This window comes from Streptomyces coelicoflavus, from assembly GCF_003112555.1.
In the GTDB taxonomy this organism is placed as follows: Bacteria; Actinomycetota; Actinomycetes; order Streptomycetales; family Streptomycetaceae; genus Streptomyces; species Streptomyces coelicoflavus.
Genome location: NZ_BEWB01000012.1, coordinates 17,096 through 40,021, shown reverse-complemented (window position 1 = coordinate 40,021; position 22,926 = coordinate 17,096). Strand labels below are relative to the sequence as shown.

Annotated in this window: 21 protein-coding genes; 9 read left to right on the top strand and 12 right to left on the bottom strand. The window is 69.9% G+C overall.

Going from position 1 to position 22,926, the window contains the following annotated elements; genetic code table 11:
- Window positions 1-61 precede the first annotated feature (61 nt).
- Window positions 62-979, bottom strand: a complete 918-nt coding sequence (locus tag Sco07f_RS27690) for a helix-turn-helix domain-containing protein (RefSeq protein WP_174855423.1) — start codon at window positions 977-979, stop codon at window positions 62-64.
- Between the two features lie 238 nt (window positions 980-1,217).
- Window positions 1,218-1,700, bottom strand: coding sequence for an ATP-binding protein (locus Sco07f_RS27685; protein WP_108989511.1), 483 nt, complete (start codon window positions 1,698-1,700; stop codon window positions 1,218-1,220).
- Window positions 1,701-1,808: 108 nt separating this feature from the next.
- Between Sco07f_RS27685 and Sco07f_RS27680 the strand changes: the two genes are divergently transcribed.
- Both Sco07f_RS27680 and Sco07f_RS27675 read left to right on the top strand, forming a co-directional pair.
- Window positions 1,809-2,693 carry a helix-turn-helix domain-containing protein gene (locus Sco07f_RS27680; protein ID WP_108989510.1) on the top strand — a complete coding sequence of 295 codons (885 nt, stop codon included), beginning with the start codon at window positions 1,809-1,811 and terminating at the stop codon, window positions 2,691-2,693.
- Window positions 2,690-2,899 carry a DUF397 domain-containing protein gene (locus Sco07f_RS27675; RefSeq protein WP_108989509.1) on the top strand — a complete coding sequence of 70 codons (210 nt, stop codon included), beginning with the start codon at window positions 2,690-2,692 and terminating at the stop codon, window positions 2,897-2,899. Before Sco07f_RS27680 ends, Sco07f_RS27675 begins: the two co-directional genes overlap by 4 nt.
- A gap of 12 nt (window positions 2,900-2,911) precedes the next feature.
- Here the strand turns inward: Sco07f_RS27675 and Sco07f_RS27670 are convergent, their stop codons facing one another.
- Together Sco07f_RS27670 and Sco07f_RS27665 are read right to left on the bottom strand one after the other, a co-directional pair.
- Window positions 2,912-3,319, bottom strand: a complete 408-nt coding sequence (locus Sco07f_RS27670) for a DUF3592 domain-containing protein (protein ID WP_087789630.1) — start codon at window positions 3,317-3,319, stop codon at window positions 2,912-2,914.
- A gap of 90 nt (window positions 3,320-3,409) precedes the next feature.
- Window positions 3,410-3,604: a hypothetical protein gene (locus Sco07f_RS27665; RefSeq protein ID WP_007444504.1), complete on the bottom strand. Its 195-nt coding sequence runs from the start codon at window positions 3,602-3,604 to the stop codon at window positions 3,410-3,412.
- 186 nt (window positions 3,605-3,790) lie between these two features.
- Between Sco07f_RS27665 and Sco07f_RS27660 the strand changes: the two genes are divergently transcribed.
- Window positions 3,791-5,914 (top strand): S9 family peptidase, encoded by a 2,124-nt coding sequence (locus Sco07f_RS27660; RefSeq protein ID WP_108989508.1) that lies wholly within the window; start codon window positions 3,791-3,793, stop codon window positions 5,912-5,914.
- A gap of 133 nt (window positions 5,915-6,047) precedes the next feature.
- On the opposite strand, the gene Sco07f_RS27655 is transcribed toward Sco07f_RS27660, so the two are convergent.
- Window positions 6,048-6,449 carry a DNA-binding protein gene (locus tag Sco07f_RS27655; RefSeq protein ID WP_108989507.1) on the bottom strand — a complete coding sequence of 134 codons (402 nt, stop codon included), beginning with the start codon at window positions 6,447-6,449 and terminating at the stop codon, window positions 6,048-6,050.
- A complete protein-coding gene (locus tag Sco07f_RS27650) occupies window positions 6,446-6,694 on the bottom strand; it encodes a type II toxin-antitoxin system CcdA family antitoxin (protein WP_087789632.1) in 249 nt (82 codons plus the stop codon). The genes Sco07f_RS27655 and Sco07f_RS27650 overlap by 4 nt, the downstream gene beginning before the upstream one ends.
- Before the next feature lie 104 nt (window positions 6,695-6,798).
- Here Sco07f_RS27650 and Sco07f_RS27645 point away from each other — a divergent pair, with 104 nt between their 5' ends.
- Window positions 6,799-8,625: a GmrSD restriction endonuclease domain-containing protein gene (locus Sco07f_RS27645; RefSeq protein WP_007444476.1), complete on the top strand. Its 1,827-nt coding sequence runs from the start codon at window positions 6,799-6,801 to the stop codon at window positions 8,623-8,625.
- A gap of 24 nt (window positions 8,626-8,649) precedes the next feature.
- Here Sco07f_RS27645 and Sco07f_RS27640 read toward each other — a convergent pair whose 3' ends face one another.
- Genes Sco07f_RS27640 through Sco07f_RS27620 form a run of 5 tightly spaced genes read right to left on the bottom strand, consistent with a single transcriptional unit; the run spans window position 8,650 to window position 14,329 of the window.
- A complete protein-coding gene (locus tag Sco07f_RS27640) occupies window positions 8,650-9,804 on the bottom strand; it encodes a dipeptide ABC transporter ATP-binding protein (protein ID WP_108989506.1) in 1,155 nt (384 codons plus the stop codon).
- Complete coding sequence (locus Sco07f_RS27635; protein ID WP_108989505.1) at window positions 9,797-10,780, bottom strand: ABC transporter ATP-binding protein; 984 nt, start codon at window positions 10,778-10,780, stop codon at window positions 9,797-9,799. Before Sco07f_RS27635 ends, Sco07f_RS27640 begins: the two co-directional genes overlap by 8 nt.
- Window positions 10,781-10,788: 8 nt before the next feature.
- Entirely contained in the window at window positions 10,789-11,769 is a 981-nt protein-coding gene (locus Sco07f_RS27630) for an ABC transporter permease (protein ID WP_042825095.1), read from the bottom strand.
- Window positions 11,762-12,685: an ABC transporter permease gene (locus Sco07f_RS27625; RefSeq protein WP_087789635.1), complete on the bottom strand. Its 924-nt coding sequence runs from the start codon at window positions 12,683-12,685 to the stop codon at window positions 11,762-11,764. Before Sco07f_RS27625 ends, Sco07f_RS27630 begins: the two co-directional genes overlap by 8 nt.
- Window positions 12,686-12,694: 9 nt before the next feature.
- Complete coding sequence (locus Sco07f_RS27620) at window positions 12,695-14,329, bottom strand: peptide ABC transporter substrate-binding protein (RefSeq protein WP_054099117.1); 1,635 nt, start codon at window positions 14,327-14,329, stop codon at window positions 12,695-12,697.
- Between the two features lie 206 nt (window positions 14,330-14,535).
- Here Sco07f_RS27620 and Sco07f_RS39835 point away from each other — a divergent pair, with 206 nt between their 5' ends.
- The 4 genes from Sco07f_RS39835 to Sco07f_RS27605 all read left to right on the top strand — a co-directional run bounded on the left by Sco07f_RS39835 (window position 14,536) and on the right by Sco07f_RS27605 (window position 20,641).
- Window positions 14,536-14,676: a hypothetical protein gene (locus Sco07f_RS39835; RefSeq protein WP_007444475.1), complete on the top strand. Its 141-nt coding sequence runs from the start codon at window positions 14,536-14,538 to the stop codon at window positions 14,674-14,676.
- A gap of 62 nt (window positions 14,677-14,738) precedes the next feature.
- Entirely contained in the window at window positions 14,739-15,812 is a 1,074-nt protein-coding gene (locus tag Sco07f_RS27615; protein ID WP_108989504.1) for a HesA/MoeB/ThiF family protein, read from the top strand.
- A complete protein-coding gene (locus tag Sco07f_RS27610) occupies window positions 15,800-17,065 on the top strand; it encodes a hypothetical protein (RefSeq protein WP_108989503.1) in 1,266 nt (421 codons plus the stop codon). Before Sco07f_RS27615 ends, Sco07f_RS27610 begins: the two co-directional genes overlap by 13 nt.
- A 105-nt stretch (window positions 17,066-17,170) precedes the next feature.
- Entirely contained in the window at window positions 17,171-20,641 is a 3,471-nt protein-coding gene (locus Sco07f_RS27605) for an AfsR/SARP family transcriptional regulator (RefSeq protein WP_108989502.1), read from the top strand.
- Here Sco07f_RS27605 and Sco07f_RS27600 read toward each other — a convergent pair.
- Window positions 20,636-21,427: an AfsR/SARP family transcriptional regulator gene (locus Sco07f_RS27600; RefSeq protein WP_108989501.1), complete on the bottom strand. Its 792-nt coding sequence runs from the start codon at window positions 21,425-21,427 to the stop codon at window positions 20,636-20,638. The genes Sco07f_RS27605 and Sco07f_RS27600 overlap by 6 nt on opposite strands.
- Window positions 21,428-21,870: 443 nt before the next feature.
- Here Sco07f_RS27600 and Sco07f_RS27595 point away from each other — a divergent pair, with 443 nt between their 5' ends.
- Window positions 21,871-22,899 carry an ABC transporter permease gene (locus Sco07f_RS27595; RefSeq protein WP_007444470.1) on the top strand — a complete coding sequence of 343 codons (1,029 nt, stop codon included), beginning with the start codon at window positions 21,871-21,873 and terminating at the stop codon, window positions 22,897-22,899.
- Window positions 22,900-22,926 lie beyond the last annotated feature (27 nt).

Genomic DNA, 22,926 nt, shown 5'->3' with positions numbered 1-22,926 from the left:
GACCTCGAGCAACAGCTCACGTTCGAGGACCTCATGTGACCAGCCTGGTGAGACATGACAGCTAAGCGGCCTCACGGTGATCAGTTCGGCACTCGCGGCAGCGGCCCGGGCCGGGAGCGCGGAATCCGCGGTCGCAGCCGTCGCAGTTCTGCATCGGGTGACGTACGGGTGACGACGGGGCTGCGGTCGGAGGCCGGAAGGGAGCCGGGGGCGGGAGCTGGGCGGTGAGCCGGTGGGCCAGGAGGGCGGCGGGTCGTCGTACGCCCTCGGGCGGCAGGTCCGCGGTCAGGGCACGGCGTACGGCGGCAGGGGCGACGTCGCGCTCCAGCCACGCGGCGACGCCGGGCGCCAGGTGGGCCGTGTCGCAGGCGGAGAGGAGCAGGCTCGGATCGTGGCGGCGCAGGCTCGCGAGGAGGTCGGTGGCGGCCTGGAGGATCCCGGGGCCGGAGCAGGCCGGGCGTGGGACGGCGGGGAGTGGCTTGTGGGGGCGTCTCTCAGGCGCCTTGGGCACGGCCTCGCCCTCCTCGCACGGCTGCCGGGCCTTCCGGGGCTCCGGGTGGGGCTCGGGGCCGCCCGGCTTGGCCGCCGGCTGATTGCAGGAGACCGTGCGGGTGACGATCCGGCCGGAGGGCGTGCGGTGGCGGTCGCGGCGCAGGTAACCGTGTGATTCAAGTTCGCGCAGGGCGGCGGCGATACGGGTGGCTCCCTCGGGGAACCGGGCGGTGAGGGTCTTGATGTCGGCGGGGGCGCCCTTGGGCAGCGACTGGAGGTGTGTCCCGAGCCCGATGGCGAGGAGCGACAGCTCCCGGTGCTGGGCCAGGTGGTTGCCGATCACCGTGAAGCGGGTCGTGTGGCGGGTGTTTTCGTGGACGATCCCGCCGCCGGTGCGGTGAGCCGTGCCGGGGCGCCGGTCGGGGCGCTTGTCGCCCGCAGGGCGGGCCTGGGCGCGCAGCGGCACGCTAGGGTTCTCGGTATCCATCTGGAAGCTCTTCTCTTCCTCGGTGGTGAGGCCCTCGCTTTGGGATTCCCGTCCCGGCGGGGGCCGTCTCATGTCTGCGGTGTTCGTGGTGGTGCGTTGGGCTGAGCGTCGGGCTTCGGAGGTCCGAAAATCCAGCCGGACCGGCGATGTTCACCCGCCCGAGTGAGCACGAGCGGGTACGGCTACGGGCGGGAGGGTCGGGTTTGGTGGGGGTCTTTTCCCGAACGTTCTTTGTCTTTCAGTCGCCGACGGCACCGGAGCGCGAGGACCCGGGTTCCGGTGGTGAAAAGCCCAGTTCGGCCCAGACGGTCTTGCGCGGGAACCGCTCCTCGATCACGCCCCAGCGGTCCGCCAGAGCCTCGACGAGCAGCAGGCCCCGCCCCGACTCGGCTCCCGCGTCCGGCACTTGCGTCGCGGGCAGCCGGTCACCGCGTGTGTCCGTGACCTCGACGCGGACCGTCGTACCGATCACGTAGGGCGTGAGCCGGAAGCTGCGGCCCGGGAGGCGGCCGTGGGTGGCCGCGTTGGCTGCCAGTTCCGCGACGACATGACTCGCCCGCTCGTACGGAAGCCCCCAGCTCCGGAGCGTGTCCGCGGCGAGCAGACGGGCGAGGCGGGCACCTCGCGGGGTGGACGACAGCAGCACGCTGAAGTTCCGTACGGTGCCGCCCGGTTCGGGTCGTGTCCCGTCCTTGGAGATTCCCTGGGTTCGCTGATTCACATCACCGAGCGTGGCCGACCGGACATACTTAAACGGGTCACCATGCCGTCACGTAGAGCTACGGTCCAAGGTCGGACGGGCCCTGTCCAAGCTGTCGAAGGGGCACACATGTCGGTGAGCGAAGAGGCGGTGCGGGTCGCGCCGGAGACGGACCGGACGGACGAGCCGGGGTGGGAGGTCGACCCGGACGACGACTGGGCACTGGCCGTGCTGGCCACGGTGGGGCGGCAGTTGCGACTCCGCCGGGAGGCGGCCGGCCTGCGGGTCAACGACTTCGCGGTGGCCGCCGGGTACGGGGCGGATCTCGTGTACAAGATCGAGACGGGGAAGCGGATCCCCAGGCCCGAGTACTTGGACAAGGCGGACGAGGTGCTCGGCGCCGGTGGGCTCATCTCGGCGATGCGGGAGGACGTCAAGAAGGTCCGGTATCCGAAGAAGGTTCGGGATCTCGCACAGTTGGAGGGGCGGGCGGTCGAGCTTCAGCTCTACGATCCCTTGAACATTCACGGGTTGTTGCAGACGCCCGATTACGCACGTGGACTCCTCCTCATGAGGCGTCCCGCCTACTCGGCGGAGGAAGTGGAGCAGTTCATCTCCGCGCGTGTGGCCCGCAAGTCAGTGTTCGACAAGGACCCTGCTCCCGACCTGAGCTTCGTCCTGGAGGAGTGGACGCTTCGACGTCCGCTGGGCGGAAAGGCAAGGCTGCGTCAACAACTGGAGCATCTGCTGGAACTGGGTCAGTTGCGCAACGTCGAGCTTCAAGTCATGCCGATGGATCACGAGGAGCACGCTGGTCTGGCAGGCGGCATCGAGGTGCTGAAGTTCGAGGACGGCTCGATGGTCGGGCGCTCGCAGGCGGTTGCCAACGGCCGCCCGGTTACCGAGCCCAGGCAGCTCCGTATCCTGGAACTTCGGTATGGCATCATCCGCACCCAGGCCCTCACGCCGCGTGAGACAGCCTCATTCATCGAGCAACTGCTGGGGGAGACATGAGCCGCAAGACCTTGTCCGGGGACGCCTCCGGCCTCGCGTGGTTCAAGAGCAGCTACAGCAGCAGCAGCGAAGGCGACTCGTGTGTGGAGATCGCCACCGACCCCACCACCGTCCACGTCCGCGACTCGAAGAACCTCCGCGGCCCTCAGCTCGCCTTCGCCCCCACCGCGTGGACCGGTTTCCTGCCGTACGCGGTCGAGGGCTGATCCGGCGGTCCGTCAGGCCGACGCGGCGATCGCCACCACGCCGCACAGGAAGGCCAGGGCGCCGGCCAGCATGAAGTACACCGGCCCCGTCATGTGGCGCCGCATGAGCACACGTGCCGTCTGCGGATCCTCGCGCAGATAGACCACGGTGACCTCGCGTCCGGTCGCGAGCCCCATGCCGGATCCGCGCATGCGCGGCGTGAACTCCACGCGGTATCCGTGGTGGTCGACGAAGGCGATGACCGGCGCCCACGAGGGGCCGTTGTTGCTGTCGACCCGGACGTTGTCGACCACCGTGCCGGCGGTTCGAACCCCGTGCTGACGCAGTCTCCGCACCCGTACGGCATCGTGCAGGCCGACCCACAGGAGCAGCAGCCCGACCAGACCGCACAGGAGGATTCCCACCACGGTTTTCGCCATGCCCTACCGCCTCCGGCTCCGTCTCCCCGGTGTTCTCCGCACTCCGGAGAGAGGACGCCGCCGACGTGCGGGCCGGTTGCGAGGGCGGAATCAGAAGTTGATGTCTCCGATCATCCCCGCGATGTTGTTCGTCAGCTCGCTGATCGTGGGCGCGATCGTCGACGAGGCCAGGTAGAAGCCGAGGAGCATGCAGACCACCGCATGCCCCGCCTTCAAGCCTGACTTCTTGACCAGCAGGAAGACGATGATCGCCAGCAGCACAACCGCCGAAATCGAGAGTGCCACGGCGGCTCACCTCCAATGGGCCCAGGGACATGGGGGGTCGGTCGCAGTCGGAGCTCGGGGCAGATAAATCCACGCAACGGGTACCTGGTTGATACCCACTGTGCGCTAGTGATCATAACTATCCGTGCGCGCGCATCTCTCGGCGCACGGCCGCACAAGGGGGCGCATGGCCAATATGGTCGAGGCATGACGACCGAGTCCGACTCCTTCCCCAAACGGCACGCCCGCACCCAGCGGTTCACGCTCGGCGCGCCGCGTTCGTTCACCGTGGCACCCGATGGTTCACGGGTCGCCTTCCTGCGCTCCGGCACCGGTACGGACCGGGCCAACTCGCTCTGGATCCTCGACGTCGAGAAGGGCGGGGAGCGCGTGGCCGCCGACCCCCGCGCCCTCCTGGGCGGGGCCGGGGAGCGCCTGTCGCCCGAGGAACGGGCGCGGCGCGAGCGCAGCCGCGAAGGGGGCGCCGGGATCGTCGGCTACGCCACCGACTCCGCGGTCGAGTTGGCCTCCTTCGCCCTGTCCGGGCGGCTTTTCGCGGCCGAGCTGCGGGCCGGCACCGCACGCGAGCTGCCCGCCCCCGGCCCGGTGATCGACCCGCGCCCCTCCCCCGACGGCCGGCACATCGCCTACGTCGCCCGGGGCGCCCTGCGCGTCGTGGGCGCCGAGGGGGACGGGGACAGGGCGCTGGCCGAGCCGGACGGCGAGGGCGTCACGTACGGACTCGCCGAGTTCGTCGCGGCCGAGGAGATGTCGCGCGACCGGGGCTTCTGGTGGAGCCCGGAGTCGGACCGGCTGCTGGTGGCACGCGTGGACGACACGCCGGTCCAACGCTGGTGGATCTCCGACCCGGCGCACCCCGGACGTGATCCACAACACGTTCCGTACCCGGCGGCGGGCACTCCCAACGCGGACGTACGACTGTTCGCCGTCGGTCTCGACGGGGGGCGCACGGAGGTTCTGTGGGACCGGGCGCGGTACCCGTATCTGGCGCGAGTGCACTGGTCAGCGGCGGGTGCACCGCTGCTCCTCGTACAGGCGCGCGACCAGCGCAGTCAGCTCTACCTGGCGGTGGACACGGAGTCCGGGACGACCCGGATGGTGCACGCCGACGAAGATCCAACTTGGCTGGAACTGTTCCCCGGTGCGCCCTGCTGGAGCCCCTCGGGACAGCTCGTGCGGATCGCCGACGAGGGCGGGGCGCGGGTCCTGGCGGTCGGTGAACGGCCGCTGACCGGAGCGCAGTTGCACCTGCGGGCGGTGCTGGACGTGGGCGCCGACGACGTGCTGGTCTCCGCCTCGGCGGGCGAGGAGGCGACCGACACGGAGATCGGCGAGGTGCACGTGTACCGGGTGAACGAACTCGGTGTGGAGCGCCTGTCGCAGGAGCCCGGCGTGCACTCGGCGGCGCGCGCGGGGGGCGTGATCGTACTCGTCTCCGCCGGCCTCGACCGGCCGGGCGCCCGCGTCCAGGTGCTGCGGGACGGGAAGCGCGCGGCGACCGTCGCCTCGTATGCGGAAGACCCCGGTTTGTCCCCGCGCGTGACGCTCACCCAGGGGGGCGCACGGCGTGTCCCGTGCGCCGTGCTTATGCCAACGGACTACCACGGTGACACCCCCCTCCCCGTCCTCCTCGACCCCTACGGTGGGCCGCACGGCCAGCGCGTCGTGGCCGCGCACAACGCCCACCTCACCTCGCAGTGGTTCGCGGACCAGGGGTTCGCGGTGGTCGTCGCCGACGGGCGCGGCACTCCGGGACGCTCCCCCGCCTGGGAGAAGGCCGTCAAGGACGACGTGGCCGCCGTCGTGCTCCAGGACCAGGTGGACGCCCTCCAGGCCCTCGCCGCCGACTTCCCGCTGGACCTGAACCGCGTCGCCATCCGGGGCTGGTCCTTCGGCGGCTATCTCGCCGCCCTCGCGGCGCTGCGCCGGCCGGACGTCTTCCACGCCGCCGTGGTCGGCGCACCGGTCACCGACCTGCGGCTCTACGACACCCACTACGAGGAGCGGTACGTCGGCGACCCCCGCGAGCAGCCGGAGGTCTACCGCCGCAACTCGGTGATCGACGACGAGGGGCTGGTCGACGCCGCCGAGCCGCACCGGCCCATGATGGTCATTCACGGCCTCGCGGACGACAACGTGGTGGTCGCGCACTCGCTGCGCCTGTCCTCGGCCCTGCTGGCGGCCGGCCGGCCGCACGAGGTGCTGCCGCTGTCCGGCGTCACACACATGACCCCGCAGGAGTCCGTCGCCGAGAACCTGCTGCTGCTCCAGGTGGACTTCCTCAAGCGGTCGCTGCCCGCACCGGCGTGACGCGACGGCGGTGCCCGGGCCCGTCACCCGCAAGGGTGTGAAAGCTCGGCCGGGTCCGGAATCCTCCGGACCTCCCCCGGGCGCCGCCGCCGACCGTTGACTGCCGCTTCGACCGGCCCGCAGGGCCGGCGGGTCAGAGAGAGACGATGCGGACCTGGTTGCCGCAGAGCTTGGCCAAGTCGTCGCTGTCGGACGTCAGCAGGACAACGGGTTTCGGCTGGCGGAGCGCCAACTCGGCGACCGTGGCGTCGATGGCGTACTTGTGTCCGTGCAGCCCGGCGCCTTTGAGGAGCTCTGCTGCCGCTTTCGCCGCCTGCTCGGTGACCGGCTCCACCTTGAGGCGGGACAGGACCCAGTTCAGGCGTGGGATGTTGGTACGGGAGTGGCTGACTTCCACGATGGCGTTCGCTCCGATCACGAGGTCGGCTCCCGTGTCGTGGAAGACCTGCAACATCGCGAGAAACTTGCGGTCCTGGGCGATCCAGGCGGAAAGCCCTTCCGAGTCCAGGACAACGGTCTCGATGCGCTCGCTCACGCGGCGTCCGCGCCCTTGGTGGAACCGACGGCGCCGAAAATCTTCGATTGGGCCTCGGCGAGTTCCTCGCCGCTGAAGCCTCCGTGCTCTTCTTCGTAACGACGAAGGTCGTCGCCAATGAGCTGGTGCCGGATCTGGCGGGCCACGGCTTCCGCCACGTAGCCGGAAACGTTGTCCGTGAGCTTGCGGATCTCCGCCACCTGATCGCTGGGGAGTGTGACGGTGATGCGAGTCGTTGAGGACATACCTCAAGCATACTGCAGTATGCGCGCAAGGAGGGCGCGGCCCGTGCTCACTCGGCCACCCGATAGCCTCTCGGCAGCGCTCAGCATCGAGGAGGGGGCGGACCGTGACCGAGCAAGCATTCGGGATCGACAAGATCCAACTGGTCAAACTGCTGCGGCGGGTGGCTGAGGGCGAAGCACAGCTACCGGAGTTCCAGCGCGGCTGGGTGTGGCCGGACCACAACATCATCGGCCTGCTCGCCTCGATCTCTCGCGGATACCCGGTCGGCACCCTCATGCTGTTGCAGACCGGCGGAGACGTGCGTTTCAAGTGTCGCCCGGTCGAGGGCGCGACCCCTCCCCCGGGCACCGAACCGGACACTCTGATTCTCGACGGCCAGCAGCGGATGACCTCGCTCTTCCAGTCACTCATGCTCGGCAAGCCGGTCGAGACACAGAACCAGCGCAAGCAGCGGGTATCCGGCTGGTTCTACGTCGACATGGTCAAGGCCCTCGACCCTCAGGTGGACCGTGAGGACGCCATCCGCCTTCTGCCGGCGGACCGGGTGGTCCGCAGCTTCCGGGGCGAATCCATCGAAGACTGTTCGACCCCGGAGAAGGAATACGCGGCCCGGCTCTTCCCGCTCTCCCAGCTCTTCGACAACCGTGAATGGAGTTACGGCTACGAGGACTACTGGAAGGCGAAGGGCGAGGACGGCCGCAAGTGGTGGCGGGACTTCGAAGAGGCGTTCGTCCGCCCCTTCGAGCTCTACCAGGTGCCGGTGATCGAACTGGGGAAGCAGACCGAGAGGCAGGCTGTCTGCCAGGTCTTCGAGAAGGTCAACACCGGCGGCGTCACCCTTACGGTCTTCGAGCTGCTCACCGCCACATATGCCGCCGAAGAGTTCGACCTGCGCGACCACTGGGACAATGTGGTCCGGGCCGCGTGGACTGCCCCGGAGTACCGCGTCCTCAAAGAGGTTGCCAACACCGACTTCCTGCAAGCCGTCACCCTGATGGCAACGGCTGCCCGGCGCGCCGATGCCGCTACCGTCGGAATCGACGAAGAGCGTCGGCCGCGAATCGGCTGCAAGCGCAAGGACATGTTGGAACTGGGGCTGGACGAGTACCGCCGTTACGCTCCGCTGCTCGTCCGGGGCTTCAAGGACGCCGCCAAGTTCCTGCGTCAGCAGTACCTCTTCGACACCAAGTTCCTCCCGTACGGCACCCAGCTGATCCCTCTCGCCGCGATCCTCAGCATGCTGGGCGAACATGCCGAACCGGCCGGTGCACAGCAGAAGCTGGCCCGTTGGTACTGGTGCGGTGTGTTCGGCGAGTTGTACGGCGGCTCGACGGAGACCAGGTTCAGCCACGACCTCCCCGAAACCGTGAGCTGGGTACGAGGAGTGGGGGCGGAACCTCGCACCATCCGCGACGCCCGGTTCAGCGAGAGCCGCCTCCTGACCTTGCGAACCCGCAACAGCGCCGCCTACAAGGGGATCTACGCCCTTCTGATGAAGGAGGGCGCCGTCGACTGGCGGACCGGTGAGAAGACCGAGACCACCGAGTACTTCGCGGAGGCCGTGGACATTCACCACATCTTCCCGCAGGCGTGGTGCGAACGGGAGAACATCCCGCGGGGCACTTACAACTCAATCGTCAACAAGACCCCGCTGACCGGGCGCACCAACCGCATCATCGGCGGGACAGCACCCTCCGTCTACCTCCCCAGGCTCGCGAAGAACGCCGAGGTGGACGGGGACACCATGGCCAACCACATTCGTACCCACCTGATTGATCCCGAGCTGCTCGCCAAGGACGACTTTGCGGGCTTCTTCGAAGCCCGGCAGCGGGCCCTGGTCGAGGCGATCGAGACGGCCACCGGGAAGGTGGTCGTCGCTGAAGACGGATATCCCGCAACCGGTGTGGTGGACGAGAGCGACGAAGACTGAACGTCCGCGGCCCGCCCCGCCGCGTCATCCGCCTTCGCTGTCCTCCCGGTGCGAGCCGTGCGGTCCGTCCGCTCCATGCGATCCGCCGGCTCCGTGCGGCCCGGACGGCCCCGCCGGCCCGGGCGCCCCCGGCTGGTCCGGTTCCTCCGGCGGCACCACCTGCTTCTCCTCCGCGAAGTGGCACGCCGAGTCGTGGGCCGCGGGTCCGGAGACGTCCCGGAACTCGGCGGGGACCGCCAGGAGCGGTACCTCGAGCGCGCACCGTTCCTGTGCCTTCCAGCAGCGGGTGCGGAAGCGGCAGCCGGAGGGGATGTTGGTCGGGGACGGGACGTCGCCGGCCAGGATGATGCGCTCGCGGTGCTCCCGGGCCTCCGGGTCGGGCACCGGTACGGCGGACAGCAGGGCCTGGGTGTAGGGGTGGGTCGGGTGGTCGTAGATCTCCGCATCGCGGCCCGTCTCCACGATGCGGCCCAGGTACATCACGCCGACCCGGTCCGAGATGTGCCGGACGATCGAGAGGTCGTGGGCGATGAAGATGTAGGAGAGGTCGAACTCGTCCTGGAGGCGGCCCATCAGGTTGATCACCTGGGCCTGGACCGAGACGTCGAGGGCGGAGACCGGCTCGTCCGCGACGATGATCTCCGGGCGCAGCGCCAGGCCCCGCGCGATGCCGATGCGCTGGCGCTGGCCGCCGGAGAACTGGTGGGGGTAGCGGTTGATGTACTCCGGGTTCAGGCCGACCACGTCCAGCAGGTCCTGGACCCGCTTCCGGCGGTCGCCCTTGGGGGCCACCTCGGGGTGGATGTCGTACGCCTCGCCGATGATGTCGCCGACCGTCATGCGGGGGTTGAGCGAGGTGTAGGGGTCCTGGAAGACCATCTGGATGTTGCGGCGTACGGTCTTCAGGGCCTTGCCCGACAGGCGGGTGATGTCCTCGCCCTTGTAGCGGATCTCGCCGGCCGTCGGCCGTTCCAGGTTGACCAGCATCTTGGCGACCGTGGACTTGCCGCAGCCGGACTCGCCGACGATGCCGAGGGTCTCGCCGCGGGCCAGCTCGAAGTCCACGCCGTCGACGGCCTTGACCGCGCCGACCTGCTTCTTGAAGAGGATGCCGGAGGTCAGCGGGTAGTGCTTGACCAGGCCGCGGACTTCGAGGATCGGCTCGGTGGTCTCAGCCATGCAGGCACTCCCTCCAGAAGTGGCAGGCGCTGCCCCGCTCGGCGTCGGACTCGGTCACGTCGTACAGGGGCGGTACGTCGGTGCGGCAGACGTCCTGAGCCATCGGGCAGCGGGGGTGGAAGGCGCAGCCGGGCGGGATGCGGGTGAGGTTGGGCGGCAGGCCCTTGATGGCGTAGAGCTCCTGGCCCTTCTGGTCGAGGCGGGGGATGGATTCCAGGAGGCCGCGGGTGTACGGGTGGGCCGGGGCCTTGTAGATGTCGTGGACCGGGGCGGTTTCGACGATCCGGCCCGCGTACATGACCGCGATCTTGTCGGCGACGTCGGCGACCACGCCGAGGTCGTGGGTGATGAGGATGAGCCCCATGTGCAGCTCGCGCTGGAGCTCCGCGAGCAGGTCCATGACCTGGGCCTGGACGGTGACGTCGAGGGCGGTGGTCGGTTCGTCGGCGATGATCAGCTTGGGTTCCAGGGCCATCGCCATGGCGATCATGATGCGCTGGCGCATGCCGCCGGAGAACTGGTGCGGGTACTGGCGTACGCGCTCCCTGGCGGCCGGGATGCGGACCCGGTCCATCAGCTCTACGGCTTTGGCGTGGGCGTCCTTGCGGGACATGCCGCGGTGCACGGTGAACATCTCGGCGAGCTGGGCGCCGACGGTCAGGACGGGGTTCAGCGAGGACAGCGCGTCCTGGAAGATCATCGCCATCTCGGCGCCGCGGACCTTCCGGCGTTCCTCCTCCTTCAGCTTCAGCAGGTCCCGGCCCTCGAAGAGGATCTCCCCCGCGGTGACCCGGCCCGGCGGGATGTCGAGGATGCCCATGATCGTCTGGGCGGTGACGGACTTGCCGGAGCCGGACTCGCCGAGCACCGCGAGGGTCTCGCCCGCGTCCACGCCGTAGCTGACGCCGTTGACGGCCCTGGCGACGCCGTCCCGGGTGCGGAACTCCACGTGCAGGTCGCGTACTTCGAGCAGCATGCGGTCGCTCACCTCAGCTTCGGGTCGAGGGCGTCGCGCACCGCGTCGCCGAGCATGATGAACGCGAGGACGGTGATGGCGAGGGCTCCGGAGGGCCAGAGCAGGGCGTGCGGGGCGTTGCGCACGTAGGGGGCGGCGGAGGAGATGTCGATGCCCCAGGAGACGCTGGGCGGCTTGAGACCGACGCCGAGGAAGGACAGGGTCGCCTCCAGGGAGATGTAGGTGCCGAGCGCGATGGTCGCCACGACGATGACGGGCGCGATCGCGTTGGGCGCGATGTGGCGCAGCAGGAGACGGGAGTTGGAGGCGCCCAGGGCACGGGCCGCCTGGACGTAGTCGTTCTGCTTGGCGGTGATGACGGAGCCGCGGGCGATGCGGGAGATCTGCGGCCAGCCGAGCAGCACGATGAAGCCGATGACCGGCCAGATGGTGTTGCTGGTGATGACGGAGAGCAGGACGAGACCGCCCAGGACGACCGGGATCGCGAAGAAGATGTCGGTGATGCGGGACAGGACCGCGTCCCCGGCGCCGCCGAAGAACCCGGCGAGGCCGCCGAGGACGCTGCCGAGGACGGCGACCCCGAGGGTGGCGAGGATGCCGACCGCCACCGAGGTGCGGGCGCCGTAGACGGTACGGGTGTAGACGTCGCAGCCCTGGCCGTTGAAGCCGAAGGGGTGGCCGGGCTGGGAGCCCTCCTGGGCCTTGGCCAGGTCGCACTTGAGAGGGCTGCCGGAGGCGATCAGGGACGGCCAGATGGAGATGACGATCAGGAAGAGGATCACCAGGGCCGAGATGATGAAGACGGGGTTGCGGCGCAGGTCGTGCCAGGCGTCGGACCACAGGCTGCGCGGCTTCTCGCGCGGGTCCGCCCCGTCCGGTCCGGGCGGCTGCTCCAGCGTGACCGCCTCGCTGGTGCCGAGGTCCATCGTGCCGCCCATGCCGGTGCCGGCGATGGCGCGCTCGGGCTCGTAGGGCTCCTGGTCAGGCATAGCGGATCCTCGGGTCGAGTACGGCGTACAGGAGGTCGACGACGAGGTTGGCGACGAGGAAGACGAGGACCAGGACGGTGACGAAGCCGACCACTGTCTGGGTGTTCTGTCGCAGGATGCCCTGGTAGAGCTGGTAGCCGACGCCGTGGATGTTGAAGATCCGCTCGGTGACGATGGCGCCGCCCATCAGGGCGCCGATGTCGGTGCCGATGAAGGTGACGACCGGGATGAGGGAGTTGCGCAGCAGGTGCCGGGTGATGACCCGGTGCCGGGGCAGGCCCTTGGCGATGGCGGTGCGGACGTAGTCGGAGCGCCGGTTCTCCGCGATGGAGGTGCGGGTCAGCCGGGTGACGTAGGCCAGCGAGACCGAGGCGAGCACCAGTCCGGGGACGATCAGCTCGCCGAAGGCCGCCTCGGAGGAGACGGCCGGGTCGATCCAGCCCCACTTGACGCCGAGCAGCAGCTGGAGCAGCAGGCCGGTGACGAAGGTGGGCACGGAGATGACGACGAGGGTCAGCAGCAGCACCCCGGTGTCGACGGGGCGGCCGCGGCGCAGGCCGGTGACGACGCCCAGGATGATGCCCACGACGATCTCGAAGAGGATCGCGACGATGGTGAGCCGGATGGTGACCGGGAACGCCGTGCCCATCAGCTCGGTGACCGGCTGGCCGTTGAAGGCGGTGCCGAAGTCGCCGGTGAAGACGTTGCCCATGTAGGTGGCGTACTGCTGCCACACGGGCTGGTCGAGGCCGAACTCGTGCCGCAGCTGCGCGGCCGTCGCCGGATCGCACTCCCGGTCGCCGCACAGGCCCGCGATGGGGTCGCCCATCACGTTGACCATCAGGAAGATCAGCAGCGTGGCCCCGATGAAGACCGGGATCATCTGGAGCAGCCGCCGGACGACGTAGCGTCCCATGGCGCCCCCTCAGCCGACCTTGATCTCGTTGTAGACCGGGACGCTGAAGGGGTTGAGCTTGACGTCGGAGAGCCGGTCCGAGTAGCCGGCGCTGCCGTTCTGGTACCAGAGCGGGATGGCGCCCATGTCGTCCCTGAGGACTTCCTCGGCCTGCTGGAAGAGGCCGACGGCCTTGGCGGTGTCGGTCTCGGCGTTGGCCTTGTCGACGAGGTCGTCGAACTTCTGGTTGGACCACTTGCCGTCGTTGGAGGAGGCGTTGGTGTAGTAGAGCGGCTGGAGGAAGTTCTGGATGAGCGGGTAGTCCATCTGCCAGCCGGCGCGGAAGGGGCCGCTCATCTTCTGGTCGGTGATCTGGTTGCGGAAGTCGGCGAAGGTGCCGACCGGGTTGCCGGCGCAGGCGCGGTCGTTGTCCAGGGCGTTGTTGATGGAGTTGCAGACCGCGTCGACCCACTGCTTGTGGGAGCCGGTGTCGGCGTTGTACGTGATCTTGACCTGGCCGCCGGGCAGCCCGCCGCCCTCCTTGACCAGCTTCTTGGCTTCCTCGGGGTTGTACTCGCACGCGTCGCCGCACAGGCCCGGCTTGTAGCCGCCGTCCTTGCCGAGGACCGGTGAGGTCCAGTCGGTGGCCGGGGTGCGGGTCTGCTGGAAGATCGTGTCGGTGATCTGCTTGCGGTTGATCGCCATGGACAGGCCCTTGCGGACCTTCTCGGAGCCGGACTTGCTCCAGTCGTTGTCGTAGAACGGGAAGGCGAGGGTCTGGATGATGCCGGCGGGGGTGTTGATGTACCGGTCGCCGAGGTCGTTCTTGACGTTCTTGAGCTGGGACGCCGGGACGTCGTCGACCAGGTCGAGGTTGCCGGCGATCAGGTCCGTGTAGGCGGTGTTGTTGTCGGTGTAGACCTTGAGGTCCACGCCGCCGTTCTGCGCCTTGTCCGGGCCGGGGTAGTCGTCCCACTTGCGCAGGGACATCTGCGAGCCGCGCGTGTAGTTGTCGACCTGGTACGGGCCGTTGCCGATCGGCTTCTTCAGCCAGGCGTCGTGGTCGTCGAAGAACGCCTTGGGCAGCGGCGCGAAGGCGGCGTAGCCGAGGGTGTCGGGGAAGCTGGAGAACTTCTGGTTGAGCTTGATGGTGAAGGTGCGCGGGCCGGTCACCTTCAGCCCGGAGAGCGTGTCGGCGCTCTGCGAGCCGCTCTCGGGGTGCACCTTGTCGTAGCCGTCGATGTACGCGAAGAAGTAGGCGTTGCGCTGGTTGTTCTTCAGGCTCGCGCCGTAGTTCCAGGCGTCCACGAAGGACTGGGCGGTGACCTTCTCGCCGTTGCTGAAGGTCCAGCCGTCCTTGACGGTGACGGTGAAGTTCTGCGAGTCGGAGGTCTCGATCTTCTCGGCGAGCATGTTCTTGGCCTCGCCGGTGTCGGGGTCGTACTTCTTCAGTCCCCGGAAGATCATGTCGAGGACCTTGCCGCCCTGCACCTCGTTGGTGTTGGCCGGCTCCAGCGGGTTCTGCGGGTCGCCCCAGGAGGAGCTGAGCACTCCGCCGCCGTCCCCACCACTGCCGCCGTCCCCGCCCCCGCCGCCACAGGCCGTCGCCGCGAGGACTACCGCCGCCGCGCAAGCGGCCCATTTGGCGTGCGTGGCTCCGCGCATGGAGTGCCTCCTCGTGCCCTGGTTCTCCTGTTGCCCCATTTCAGCCAATATCGAGTGGTAGTTGACCTTTCGCACATCCAGTCCCGCCATCCGGGGTGCGCCACCACCCGGAAAGGTCACTGAAAGACGACGGAAAGCCCGCCGGAGGAATCTGGTCACCGAGGTCAGGCATACGCCTGATGTCCCGTGAAGAGAGGAACGTGACCATGCAGGACGTCAAGCACGTCACGCCGAACGACGAGAAGTCGCCCGCCGTCACGACGGACCTGGAGGGGCAGACCGAGCTCATCGAGATCCGCCTGCTCGACAAGATCGAGACGATCGACAGCAAGGCCATCAGCAGGTAGTCGCCGGATCGTCGGATCGCCGGCGGATCGTTTCGTCCGAGAGGTACTCCGGGAGGCAAGTGGTGAGACGTCCACGAGTGAAACGGGAGCACGTCCCGCACCGGTTCGACGACGGAACGGTCCGCCTCGGCGGCGAGGTCTACGGCATCGCGGCGGAGATCACCGACCGCGACGGGTGGGCGTGGGACGCCCTGACCATGATGGACGGCGCGACCCCTGTTCAGGACATCGAGACGGCGTTGGCCGAACGGCACCCGCGGCTCGGCACCGACGGCGCGCGGCGGCTGGTGCGGGAACTGATCGGCACCGGCTACGTGGAGGACGCGGCGGCCGGCCGGCCCGAGGGGTTCACGGACACCGAGATCGAGCGGTACAGCCGCAACCACGACTACTTCCGGCGCGTCGACCTCCGCCCGGAGAGCGACCCCTGGGAGACCCAGCGTCGCGTCATGCTCTCCCGTGTGACGGTTCTGGGGACCGGAGGCACCGGCAGCCACGCCGCCTGGGCGCTCGCCGCGGTCGGGGTCGGCACGCTCCACCTGGTGGATCCGGACCGCGTGGAAGTGTCCAACCTGACCAGGCAGGCGCTGTACACCGAGGCCGACATCGGCCGGGCCAAGGCGGAGGTGGCCGCGGAACGGATCGGCGCGGTCAACTCTTCGGGGAAGTTCACCTACGACGTGCGGCGGGTGGACACCGAGGACGCGCTGCGCGAACTCGTCGCCGGCTCCGACGTCTTCGTGCTGTGCGCCGACGAGCCGCGCAACGACGTCATCAACAAGATGACCAACCGGGTCTGTGCCGAGCTGGGGGTCCCCTGGGTGACCGCGGGCTACAACGGTCCCCTGGTGACGGTCGGTGTGTACGGGCCCGACGGCCCCTGCTTCGAGTGTGTCGGCGCGGGCGAGGAGGCCAAACTGAAGCCCGGCTGGCACCCGGATCTGGGGGGTACCGGAGCGATGGCGCCGGCCGCCGGGATCTCGGGTCAGCTCATCGCCAACGAGGTCGTGTCGCTGGTCACCGGTACCGCCCGGACGGCTCCCGGCTTCGTGCGCGGCATCAATCTGATCGCCCCGGACCATCTCGTCCATGTGCGGCACCCCGCCCGGCCGGAGTGTCCGCTGTGCAGCCGTTGACGCGTGCGGAAGACCCGGAGGTCTCCTTCCAGGAGCTGGAGTTCCGCCCGGACCGGGACGAGTGGATCGTGGGGCGGCAGGGCACCGACGAGATCATCGCCCTGCCCGGGATCGGCATGGACGCGATTCGGCTGCTGTCCGCCGGCCGGACGGTGGAGGAGACCAGGAGCAGCCTGCGTGCGAGCACCGGCCGGGACGTCGACGTCCGGGCCTTCGTGGAGCGGCTCGCGTCCGCCGGACTGGTGGCGTCCATCGGCGAGCGGCGGTTCCCCGTCGCGCAGACCCCGGTCTCGCTCCCCCGGGTGCGCGCGCACCACGTGCGCTGGCTCATGAACCCGGTGCTGCACGCCGTCCTGCTCCTGGTCCCGGTCGCGGGTCTCGCGGTCGCGGTGACGCGTCCGGGCACCTTCCCCTCCTGGGACAGCTTCCTCTGGACGGAGTACGGCACCTTCACGGTGCTGGTGCAGTGCGTGATCGGCTGGTGCCTCATCGCCCTGCACGAGGCCGCACATCTGCTGACCGCCCGCGCCACGGGGGTGCGCGGGCGGATCAGGCTCGGTACCCGCCTCCAGTTCCTGGTGGCGCAGACGGAGGTGTCGGGCATCTGGCTCAAGGGCCGGCGGGCGCGGCTCACGGTCTACCTGTCGGGCATCGTCCTCGACGCGGTGATCTGGGGCGGCTGCCTGCTGGCCCGCGCCTGGGGAGCGGACTTCGTCCTGCTTCCCGTCGTCGTGGCGACCCTGTTCCTCGCGCTGGCGAACCAGTGCCTGGTGTTCATGCGCACGGACCTGTACTTCGTCGTCCAGGACCTGACGGGCTGCCGGAACCTGTTCACCGACACGACCCGCTACCTGCGCCACGTGGCCGCCCTGCCCTTCGGGCGCCGGGCCCCGCATCCCCTGCGGTCGCTGCCCGCCCGTGAACGGCGCTTCGTCAAGGGGTACGCCGTCGCCGTGGTCGTGGGGAGCGTGGCCTGCGTGGCCATCGGTCTCCAGGTGCTCACCCAGGTCACCTGGCGCCTGCTGCACCGGGCCCTCGTCCACCTGACGGACGGCTCCGACTGGTGGAGCCTGCTCGACGCGCTGGTCACCGCCCTCGTCCTGGTCGGGCTGCACGGTCTGTGGATGCGGCTGTGGTGGAAGCGCCACGGTGAGCGGGTACGGCGTACGGTGCGGTCCGTCCGCGAGCGGCGGGGCCGTCGTTCGGGGGCCGCGTCGCCCGAGGGAGCCTCCCGGCCCGGCGGGGCTTCGTGACCCGGCGGGGCACGGTGACTTGACGGGGCGCGGCGACCTGGCAGGGTCTCCCGGCCCGACGGCGTCTCGTGGCCCAACGGGACGGTGCTGGTTTACCGTTCCCCGATGCCTAGTCGTTCGCCCCGGTTCCGTCTGCTCGGCCCTCTTGACATCCAGGTCGACGGAGCGGGTGTCGTCCTCACGGGGCGTCAACGCGCCCTCTGCGCGGTCCTGCTGCTGCACGCCGGCCGCGTCGTCTCCGTGGACCGGCTGGCCCAGGGCCTGTGGGACGAGCGGCTGCCCAGAACGTCGGCCGCACGGATCCGCGCCCTGGTCTCCGAGGTCCGGCACGCCCTCGGCCCGGACGGAGCGGCTCTGCTGGCCACCCAGAAGCCCGGGTACGTCCTGCGCGCCGCTCCCGCGGAGGTCGACGCGTTCCTCTTCGAAGCGCTGATCAGGGACGGGCTGCGGGCGCTGGCGCACAAGGAGTGGGCGGAGGCGTACCGCTACCACGACGACGCCCTCGCGCTGTGGCGCGGCGACCCGCTCCCCGATCTGCCGGCCATGGAAGCGGAACGCCGGCGCCTGACCGAACTGCGCATCGCCGCCGAGGAGGGCAGGGCGGAGGCGGAACTGGAGCTGGGCCGGCCGCGCTCCGCCGTCGCCGACCTGGTCCGGCTCACGTCCGAGCACCCGCTGCGCGAACGCCCGCACGCGCTGCTGATGCGCGCCCTGGCCCGGGACGGTCGGTCCCCGGACGCCCTGGCCGTCTACACCGGCCTGCGCAACCGCATGGTGCGGGAACTGGGCGTCGACCCCTCGGACGAACTCACGGAACTCCACCGGAGGCTGCTCGTCGGAGACGCCGCCCCCCGCACGGCCGGGTCCGCTCCCGCCGAGCCCTCCTGGCACCGCTGGGTGCCCCGCCAGCTGCCCCGGGCCCCCCACCGCTTCGTCGGCCGGAACACGGAGCTGCGGCTGCTCGACGCCTGCCGGCGGGAGGACGGCGCTCCGGCCGTGATCGTGGGGCCCGCCGGCGCCGGGAAGACCGCTCTGGCCCTGCACTGGGCCCACCGGATAGCCGACGGCTATCCCGACGGGCAGCTCTTCCTGGACATGCGGGGCTTCGACAACGCCGGTCCCATGACCCTGGAGGAGGCGCTGCCCCTGCTGTTGCAGGGGCTGGGCTGCGCGCCGCACGACATCCCGCTGGGGCTGGACGCGCAGACCGCGCTCTACCGCACGCTCCTGGCGGGCCGTCGGGTCCTCGTCCTCCTCGACGACGTGGCCGACGCCTCGACCGTACGCCGGCTCCTGCCCTCCACCAGCGGGTCGCTCACCCTGGTGACCAGCCGGCGGAAACTGAACGGGCTCGTCCTGGACGGGGCCCACCGGGTGACCTGCGACGTGCTGTCCCGCGACGAGGCCCTGGAGTTGTTCGGCGCCGCGATCGGTGCCGACGCCGTGGCGGCCGACCCCGGGGCCGCGGCCCACCTGGTGGAACTCTGCGACCACCTGCCCCTGGCCCTGTGCGTCGCCGGTTCCTGGATCGGCACCGGCGCCGGGAGCGTCCGGGCCTACGTCACCAGTCTCGCGGAACGCGGCCGTCTTGCCCGGTTGCACGTGGAGGGGGAGGAGAGCGTCGCCGTGCGGGCCGCGCTGGACCTGTCCTACGCGACGCTGCCCGACGAGGCGAAGTGGGTCTTCCGCTCCCTGGGGCTGATTCCGGGCACCGGTCGCTCGGTGGCCGCGACCGCGGCGGGCGCGGGACTCGACGAGTCCCGCACGGCCGACCTGCTGAGGCTCGCCCAGCGGGTGCACCTGCTGCGCGACACCGAGGACGGCCGTACCGCCTGGCACGACCTCGTGCACGAGTACGCGGCGGAACGCGTGGTCACCGAGGACGCCGGAGCGGAGCGGGCGCGGGCGGTCGACCGCCTCCTCGACCACTACCTGCAGAGTGTCTCCCGCGTCGCCGTGACGTGCCGCCTCTACTGCCCGCAGCCCCGTCCGGAACCCGTCGGCGGCTCCGCCCCGCGGACCTTCCGCACCCCGGAGGAGGCCTTCGCTTGGTTCGACGGGGAGTGGGAGGACATCGCGGCGGCGATCGCGTACGCGGCCGAGCACGGGCCCTCCCGCTTCGCCTGGCAGCTCGTCGACGCGTTGCAGGACCTGTTCCACCACCGCCGCCCGCTGTCCGACTGGCTGCGGCTGGCCGCGCTCGCCGGGAAGGCGGCCGAACGCGGCGGCGACCGCAGGGGCCAGGCGGTCGTCCACCTGTCGTCCGGCCACGCCCTGTGGCGGAGCGGCGACTTCAGGGGTGCCCTCGGCGCCTACGAGAGCGCACAACTCGCGGCCCGCGACGCCGGGTGGCTGTCGGGGGAGGCACGGAGCGCGCAGGGCACGGGGGTGACGCTGAAACTGCTGGGCGAACCGCGTGAGGCACTGCCCTTCTACGACCGCGCCCTCACCCTCTACCGCACCCTCGGCATGACGGAGGCCGAGAAGATCATGCTGACCAACACGGCCTCCCTGCAGCTCGCGCTGGGGCGGCTCGCCGAGGCCGAGGAGGCGGTGACCGGAGCGCTCGCGCTCGACGCCGGCACGCAGGGGCACCTCCACTCGATGACCCTGGTGAACCACGCGCTGGTGCGGCAGAAGCAGGCGAGGTTCCGGGATGCCGCCGCCACTCTGCGGAAGGGCCTCGAGGTCTCCCGGGCCTCCGAATCGCTCTACGCGGAGGCGGTGATGCTGGAGACCCTCGGCCGGGTGCGCGACGACGCGGGCCAGGACGCCCGTGCCCTGCTCGCCTACGAGGACGCGCTCGGGCTGGCCCGGCGCGTGGGCAACCGCAACTGCCAGGTCGACTCCCTGGTGGGTCTCGCCTCCGTCGAGCTGCGCACGGGCCGGACGCGGGAGGCGGCGGCCCACCTCGACGATGCCCGGACCATCGCCGAGGAGACCGGGCACCGGACCGGCCTGATCGAGATCCTGATGGTGCGCGGGGCCCTGCACTGCGCGGAGGGACGGTACCGGGAAGCGGCGGCGGTTCTGGAGACGGCCGGCGGGCTCGCGGTGAACGGCAGCCCCCTCACGCTGCCCCGCATCCGCAACCTGTACGCCGTGGCCCTCCGGGAGACCGGGGCGACCGCCGCCGCGGCAGAGGCGGCGCGGGAGGCGGTGGAGCAGGCCCGGCACTCGGGTCAGCGCCTGGTGCTGGCTCGTGCGCTGACCGCCCTCGCCGACGCCCGCGAGGCCGCCGGTGACGTCCGGTCCCCCGCCGGGTACCGCGACGAGGCGGAGACCTTGTTCGACGCGATCGGCGTCCCGTCCTCCTGCCGGACGGCCACCGGACACCGGACCGCCACCGGACACCGGACGGCCACCGGACACCGGACGGCCACCGGGCTCCGGACGGCCACCGGACACCGCGGGGCCGACGCCGCGCCGGACCGGAGCCCGGCGGCACGGATTCCCGCGGCACGGAGCGCGCGGCCTCCCCTGCCGGACGACGCGGCGGAACGTCTCGCGCGCTACCTCGCCGATCACTTCGACGACCTCACGGACGACGGGCCCGGCACGGGTGGGCGGCTATGACGCCATGGCCGCCCACACCGGACGGCCGCCGTGCACGATCTCGTCCCTGCGCAGGATCCGTTCGTGCAGCATGCGCAGCCTGCCCCCGGGCTCGACGCCGAGTTCCGCGACGAACCGTGAGCGGATCGAGCGGAAGCAGCGCAGCGCCTCGTCCTGGCGTCCGCTGCGGTACAGCGCCAGCATCAGCAGACTGGTGATCCGTTCGTCCAGGGGATGGGCCTCGGCCAGCTCGTGGAGCAACGGCACGTAGTCGTCGCAGCGCCCGAGGCCGAGCGCGAGTTCCGCGCTGTTGATCCTCGCGGCCCGCAGCTCCTGACCGAACGTCACGCGCGCGGCCTCCGCCCATGCCGTCCGGACATCGGACAGGGGACGGCCGTGGCACAGGGCCAGCGCCCTCTCGTAGCGCTCCAGGGCGGCCTCCTCCTCTCCCCGGCACTGTGCGTTCCTGGCCTGCCGGACGAGGGCGCGGAAGCGGAGGACGTCGACCGTCTCCTCGGCCGCGACCAGGGTGTATCCGCCCGGCCGCCGGACCACGTCGCACGCGGTGTCCGGCGCGGCGACCGCATGCAGCGCCTTGCGCAGCCGGGTTGCCACTGTGTAGAGGGCGTCGCGGGGGTGGGCCGGGACCCTGTTCTCCCAGACCCGGCCGATCGTGTCCTCGTCGGTGATGAAGGAGTTCGCGGACCAGGCCAGCGTGGCCAGAAGGCGGCCGACGGTCGGGCTGACCGGAATGTTTCCACCGTCTGTGGCGCGAAGCTCGATGCAACCCAGGATCTGTACGTTCACGCGGTCCCCTGAAGGTCTTCGTCGGTCTGGTGTCAGCGGCACCCCTCACTGTGCGGACCGGACGTTCGGGTTCTGCATGGATCACGCACGGACGCCGCAGGACAGGGCCGCGATTCGTCCGGCCGGCCACGCAATGGATCACCGGAAAGCGATGCAAACCCGTTACTTTGCGACCCTCAGGTGTACGCATTCCGACGACTCGGCGCCCATATAACGAACACCTTGCCCGATTGGTCCAGTTGGCCCGATGTAAGGCACGGATCGATCACGACGCGCTACACGCGTAACTACGGAATGACCAAGAGGAGGCAAAGAAGGTAAAGACAAGGTCAACTCGAGCCAGATTTTATTGACCTTGAACGAATTGCGTTGAAAAAGTCCGGCGTAGCCCGTAGGGGGACGCCCTGCGGAGTCATCAGACCCTCCCTTGGGCCAGGAGCACCATGACCCCCCCAACTCCATCAGCGGCCGCCCCGCTCGAGGTGACCGACGAAACCGTCGACAAGTCACCCACGCCCGCCACCCCCAAGGGCAGCGAGAGCCGTTCGCCGGGCCGACTGGCCTGGAAGCGTTTCAAGCGCGACCGCACGGGCGTCATATCGGCGTGCATCGTGATCTTCTTCTTCGTGATCGCGCTCGCGGCGCCCCTCATCGCCAAGCTGTACGGCAAGGACCCGTACACCACGTACGCCAGCCAGCGACCCGAGCTGCTCGACGCCTTCTCGTACCCGGCCGGCCCGAACGGCGGTATGAGTTCGGAGTTCTGGTTCGGCATCGAGCCGCAGCTCGGCCGGGACGTGTTCACCTTCCTGCTGTACGGCATCCGGACCTCGCTGGGCCTCGCGGTGGCCGCCACGATCGTCACGGCCGTCCTCGGCGTCGTCATCGGCACCACGGCGGGCTACCTCGGCGGCAAGACGGACTACCTCGTCGGCCGGATCATCGACATCCTGCTGTCGTTCCCCTCCACGCTGTTCTTCATCGCGTTCATGCCGGTCATCTACGGCCTGTTCGTCGCGCCGGACGAGAACATCCCGACGTCCCTGCGGGCCATCTCCCTCATCATCGTGCTGTCCGGCTTCGGCTGGGCCTCCCTCGCCCGTCTGCTGCGCGGTCAGGTACTCGGCCTGCGCGAGCGGGAGTTCGTCGAGGCGGCGAAGGTCACGGGCGCGTCTCCTTGGCGCATCGTCTTCAAGGAGCTGCTGCCGAACCTCTGGACTCCGATCATCATCCAGACCACGCTGATGCTGCCGATGTTCGTCACCGCCGAGGCGGGGCTGGCATTCCTCGGCGTCGGCATGATCGACCCGACGCCGGACTGGGGCGTCATGATCCAGCGAGGCGCCCAGTTCTACACCGAGGACCTCACCTTCATGCTCTTCCCGGGCCTCTCCATGGTGATCTTCGTCCTCGCCTTCAACCTGCTCGGCGACTCGGTGCGCGACGCGCTCGACCCGAAGACCAAGCGCTGATCCGTTCCTCCCCCGGTCCGTACACAG

Bases quoted from the DNA above. Each gene is read 5' to 3' on its own strand.
- Sco07f_RS27690 (WP_174855423.1), bottom strand. From the start codon at position 979: ATGGATACCGAGAACCCTAGCGTGCCGCTGCGCGCCCAGGCCCGCCCT.
- Sco07f_RS27680 (WP_108989510.1), top strand. From the start codon at position 1,809: ATGTCGGTGAGCGAAGAGGCGGTGCGGGTCGCGCCGGAGACGGACCGG.
- Sco07f_RS27675 (WP_108989509.1), top strand. From the start codon at position 2,690: ATGAGCCGCAAGACCTTGTCCGGGGACGCCTCCGGCCTCGCGTGGTTC.
- Sco07f_RS27670 (WP_087789630.1), bottom strand. From the start codon at position 3,319: ATGGCGAAAACCGTGGTGGGAATCCTCCTGTGCGGTCTGGTCGGGCTG.
- Sco07f_RS27660 (WP_108989508.1), top strand. From the start codon at position 3,791: ATGACGACCGAGTCCGACTCCTTCCCCAAACGGCACGCCCGCACCCAG.
- Sco07f_RS27650 (WP_087789632.1), bottom strand. From the start codon at position 6,694: ATGTCCTCAACGACTCGCATCACCGTCACACTCCCCAGCGATCAGGTG.
- Sco07f_RS27640 (WP_108989506.1), bottom strand. From the start codon at position 9,804: ATGGCTGAGACCACCGAGCCGATCCTCGAAGTCCGCGGCCTGGTCAAG.
- Sco07f_RS27635 (WP_108989505.1), bottom strand. From the start codon at position 10,780: ATGCTGCTCGAAGTACGCGACCTGCACGTGGAGTTCCGCACCCGGGAC.
- Sco07f_RS27630 (WP_042825095.1), bottom strand. From the start codon at position 11,769: ATGCCTGACCAGGAGCCCTACGAGCCCGAGCGCGCCATCGCCGGCACC.
- Sco07f_RS27625 (WP_087789635.1), bottom strand. From the start codon at position 12,685: ATGGGACGCTACGTCGTCCGGCGGCTGCTCCAGATGATCCCGGTCTTC.
- Sco07f_RS27620 (WP_054099117.1), bottom strand. From the start codon at position 14,329: ATGCGCGGAGCCACGCACGCCAAATGGGCCGCTTGCGCGGCGGCGGTA.
- Sco07f_RS39835 (WP_007444475.1), top strand. From the start codon at position 14,536: ATGCAGGACGTCAAGCACGTCACGCCGAACGACGAGAAGTCGCCCGCC.
- Sco07f_RS27605 (WP_108989502.1), top strand. From the start codon at position 17,171: ATGCCTAGTCGTTCGCCCCGGTTCCGTCTGCTCGGCCCTCTTGACATC.
- Sco07f_RS27595 (WP_007444470.1), top strand. From the start codon at position 21,871: ATGACCCCCCCAACTCCATCAGCGGCCGCCCCGCTCGAGGTGACCGAC.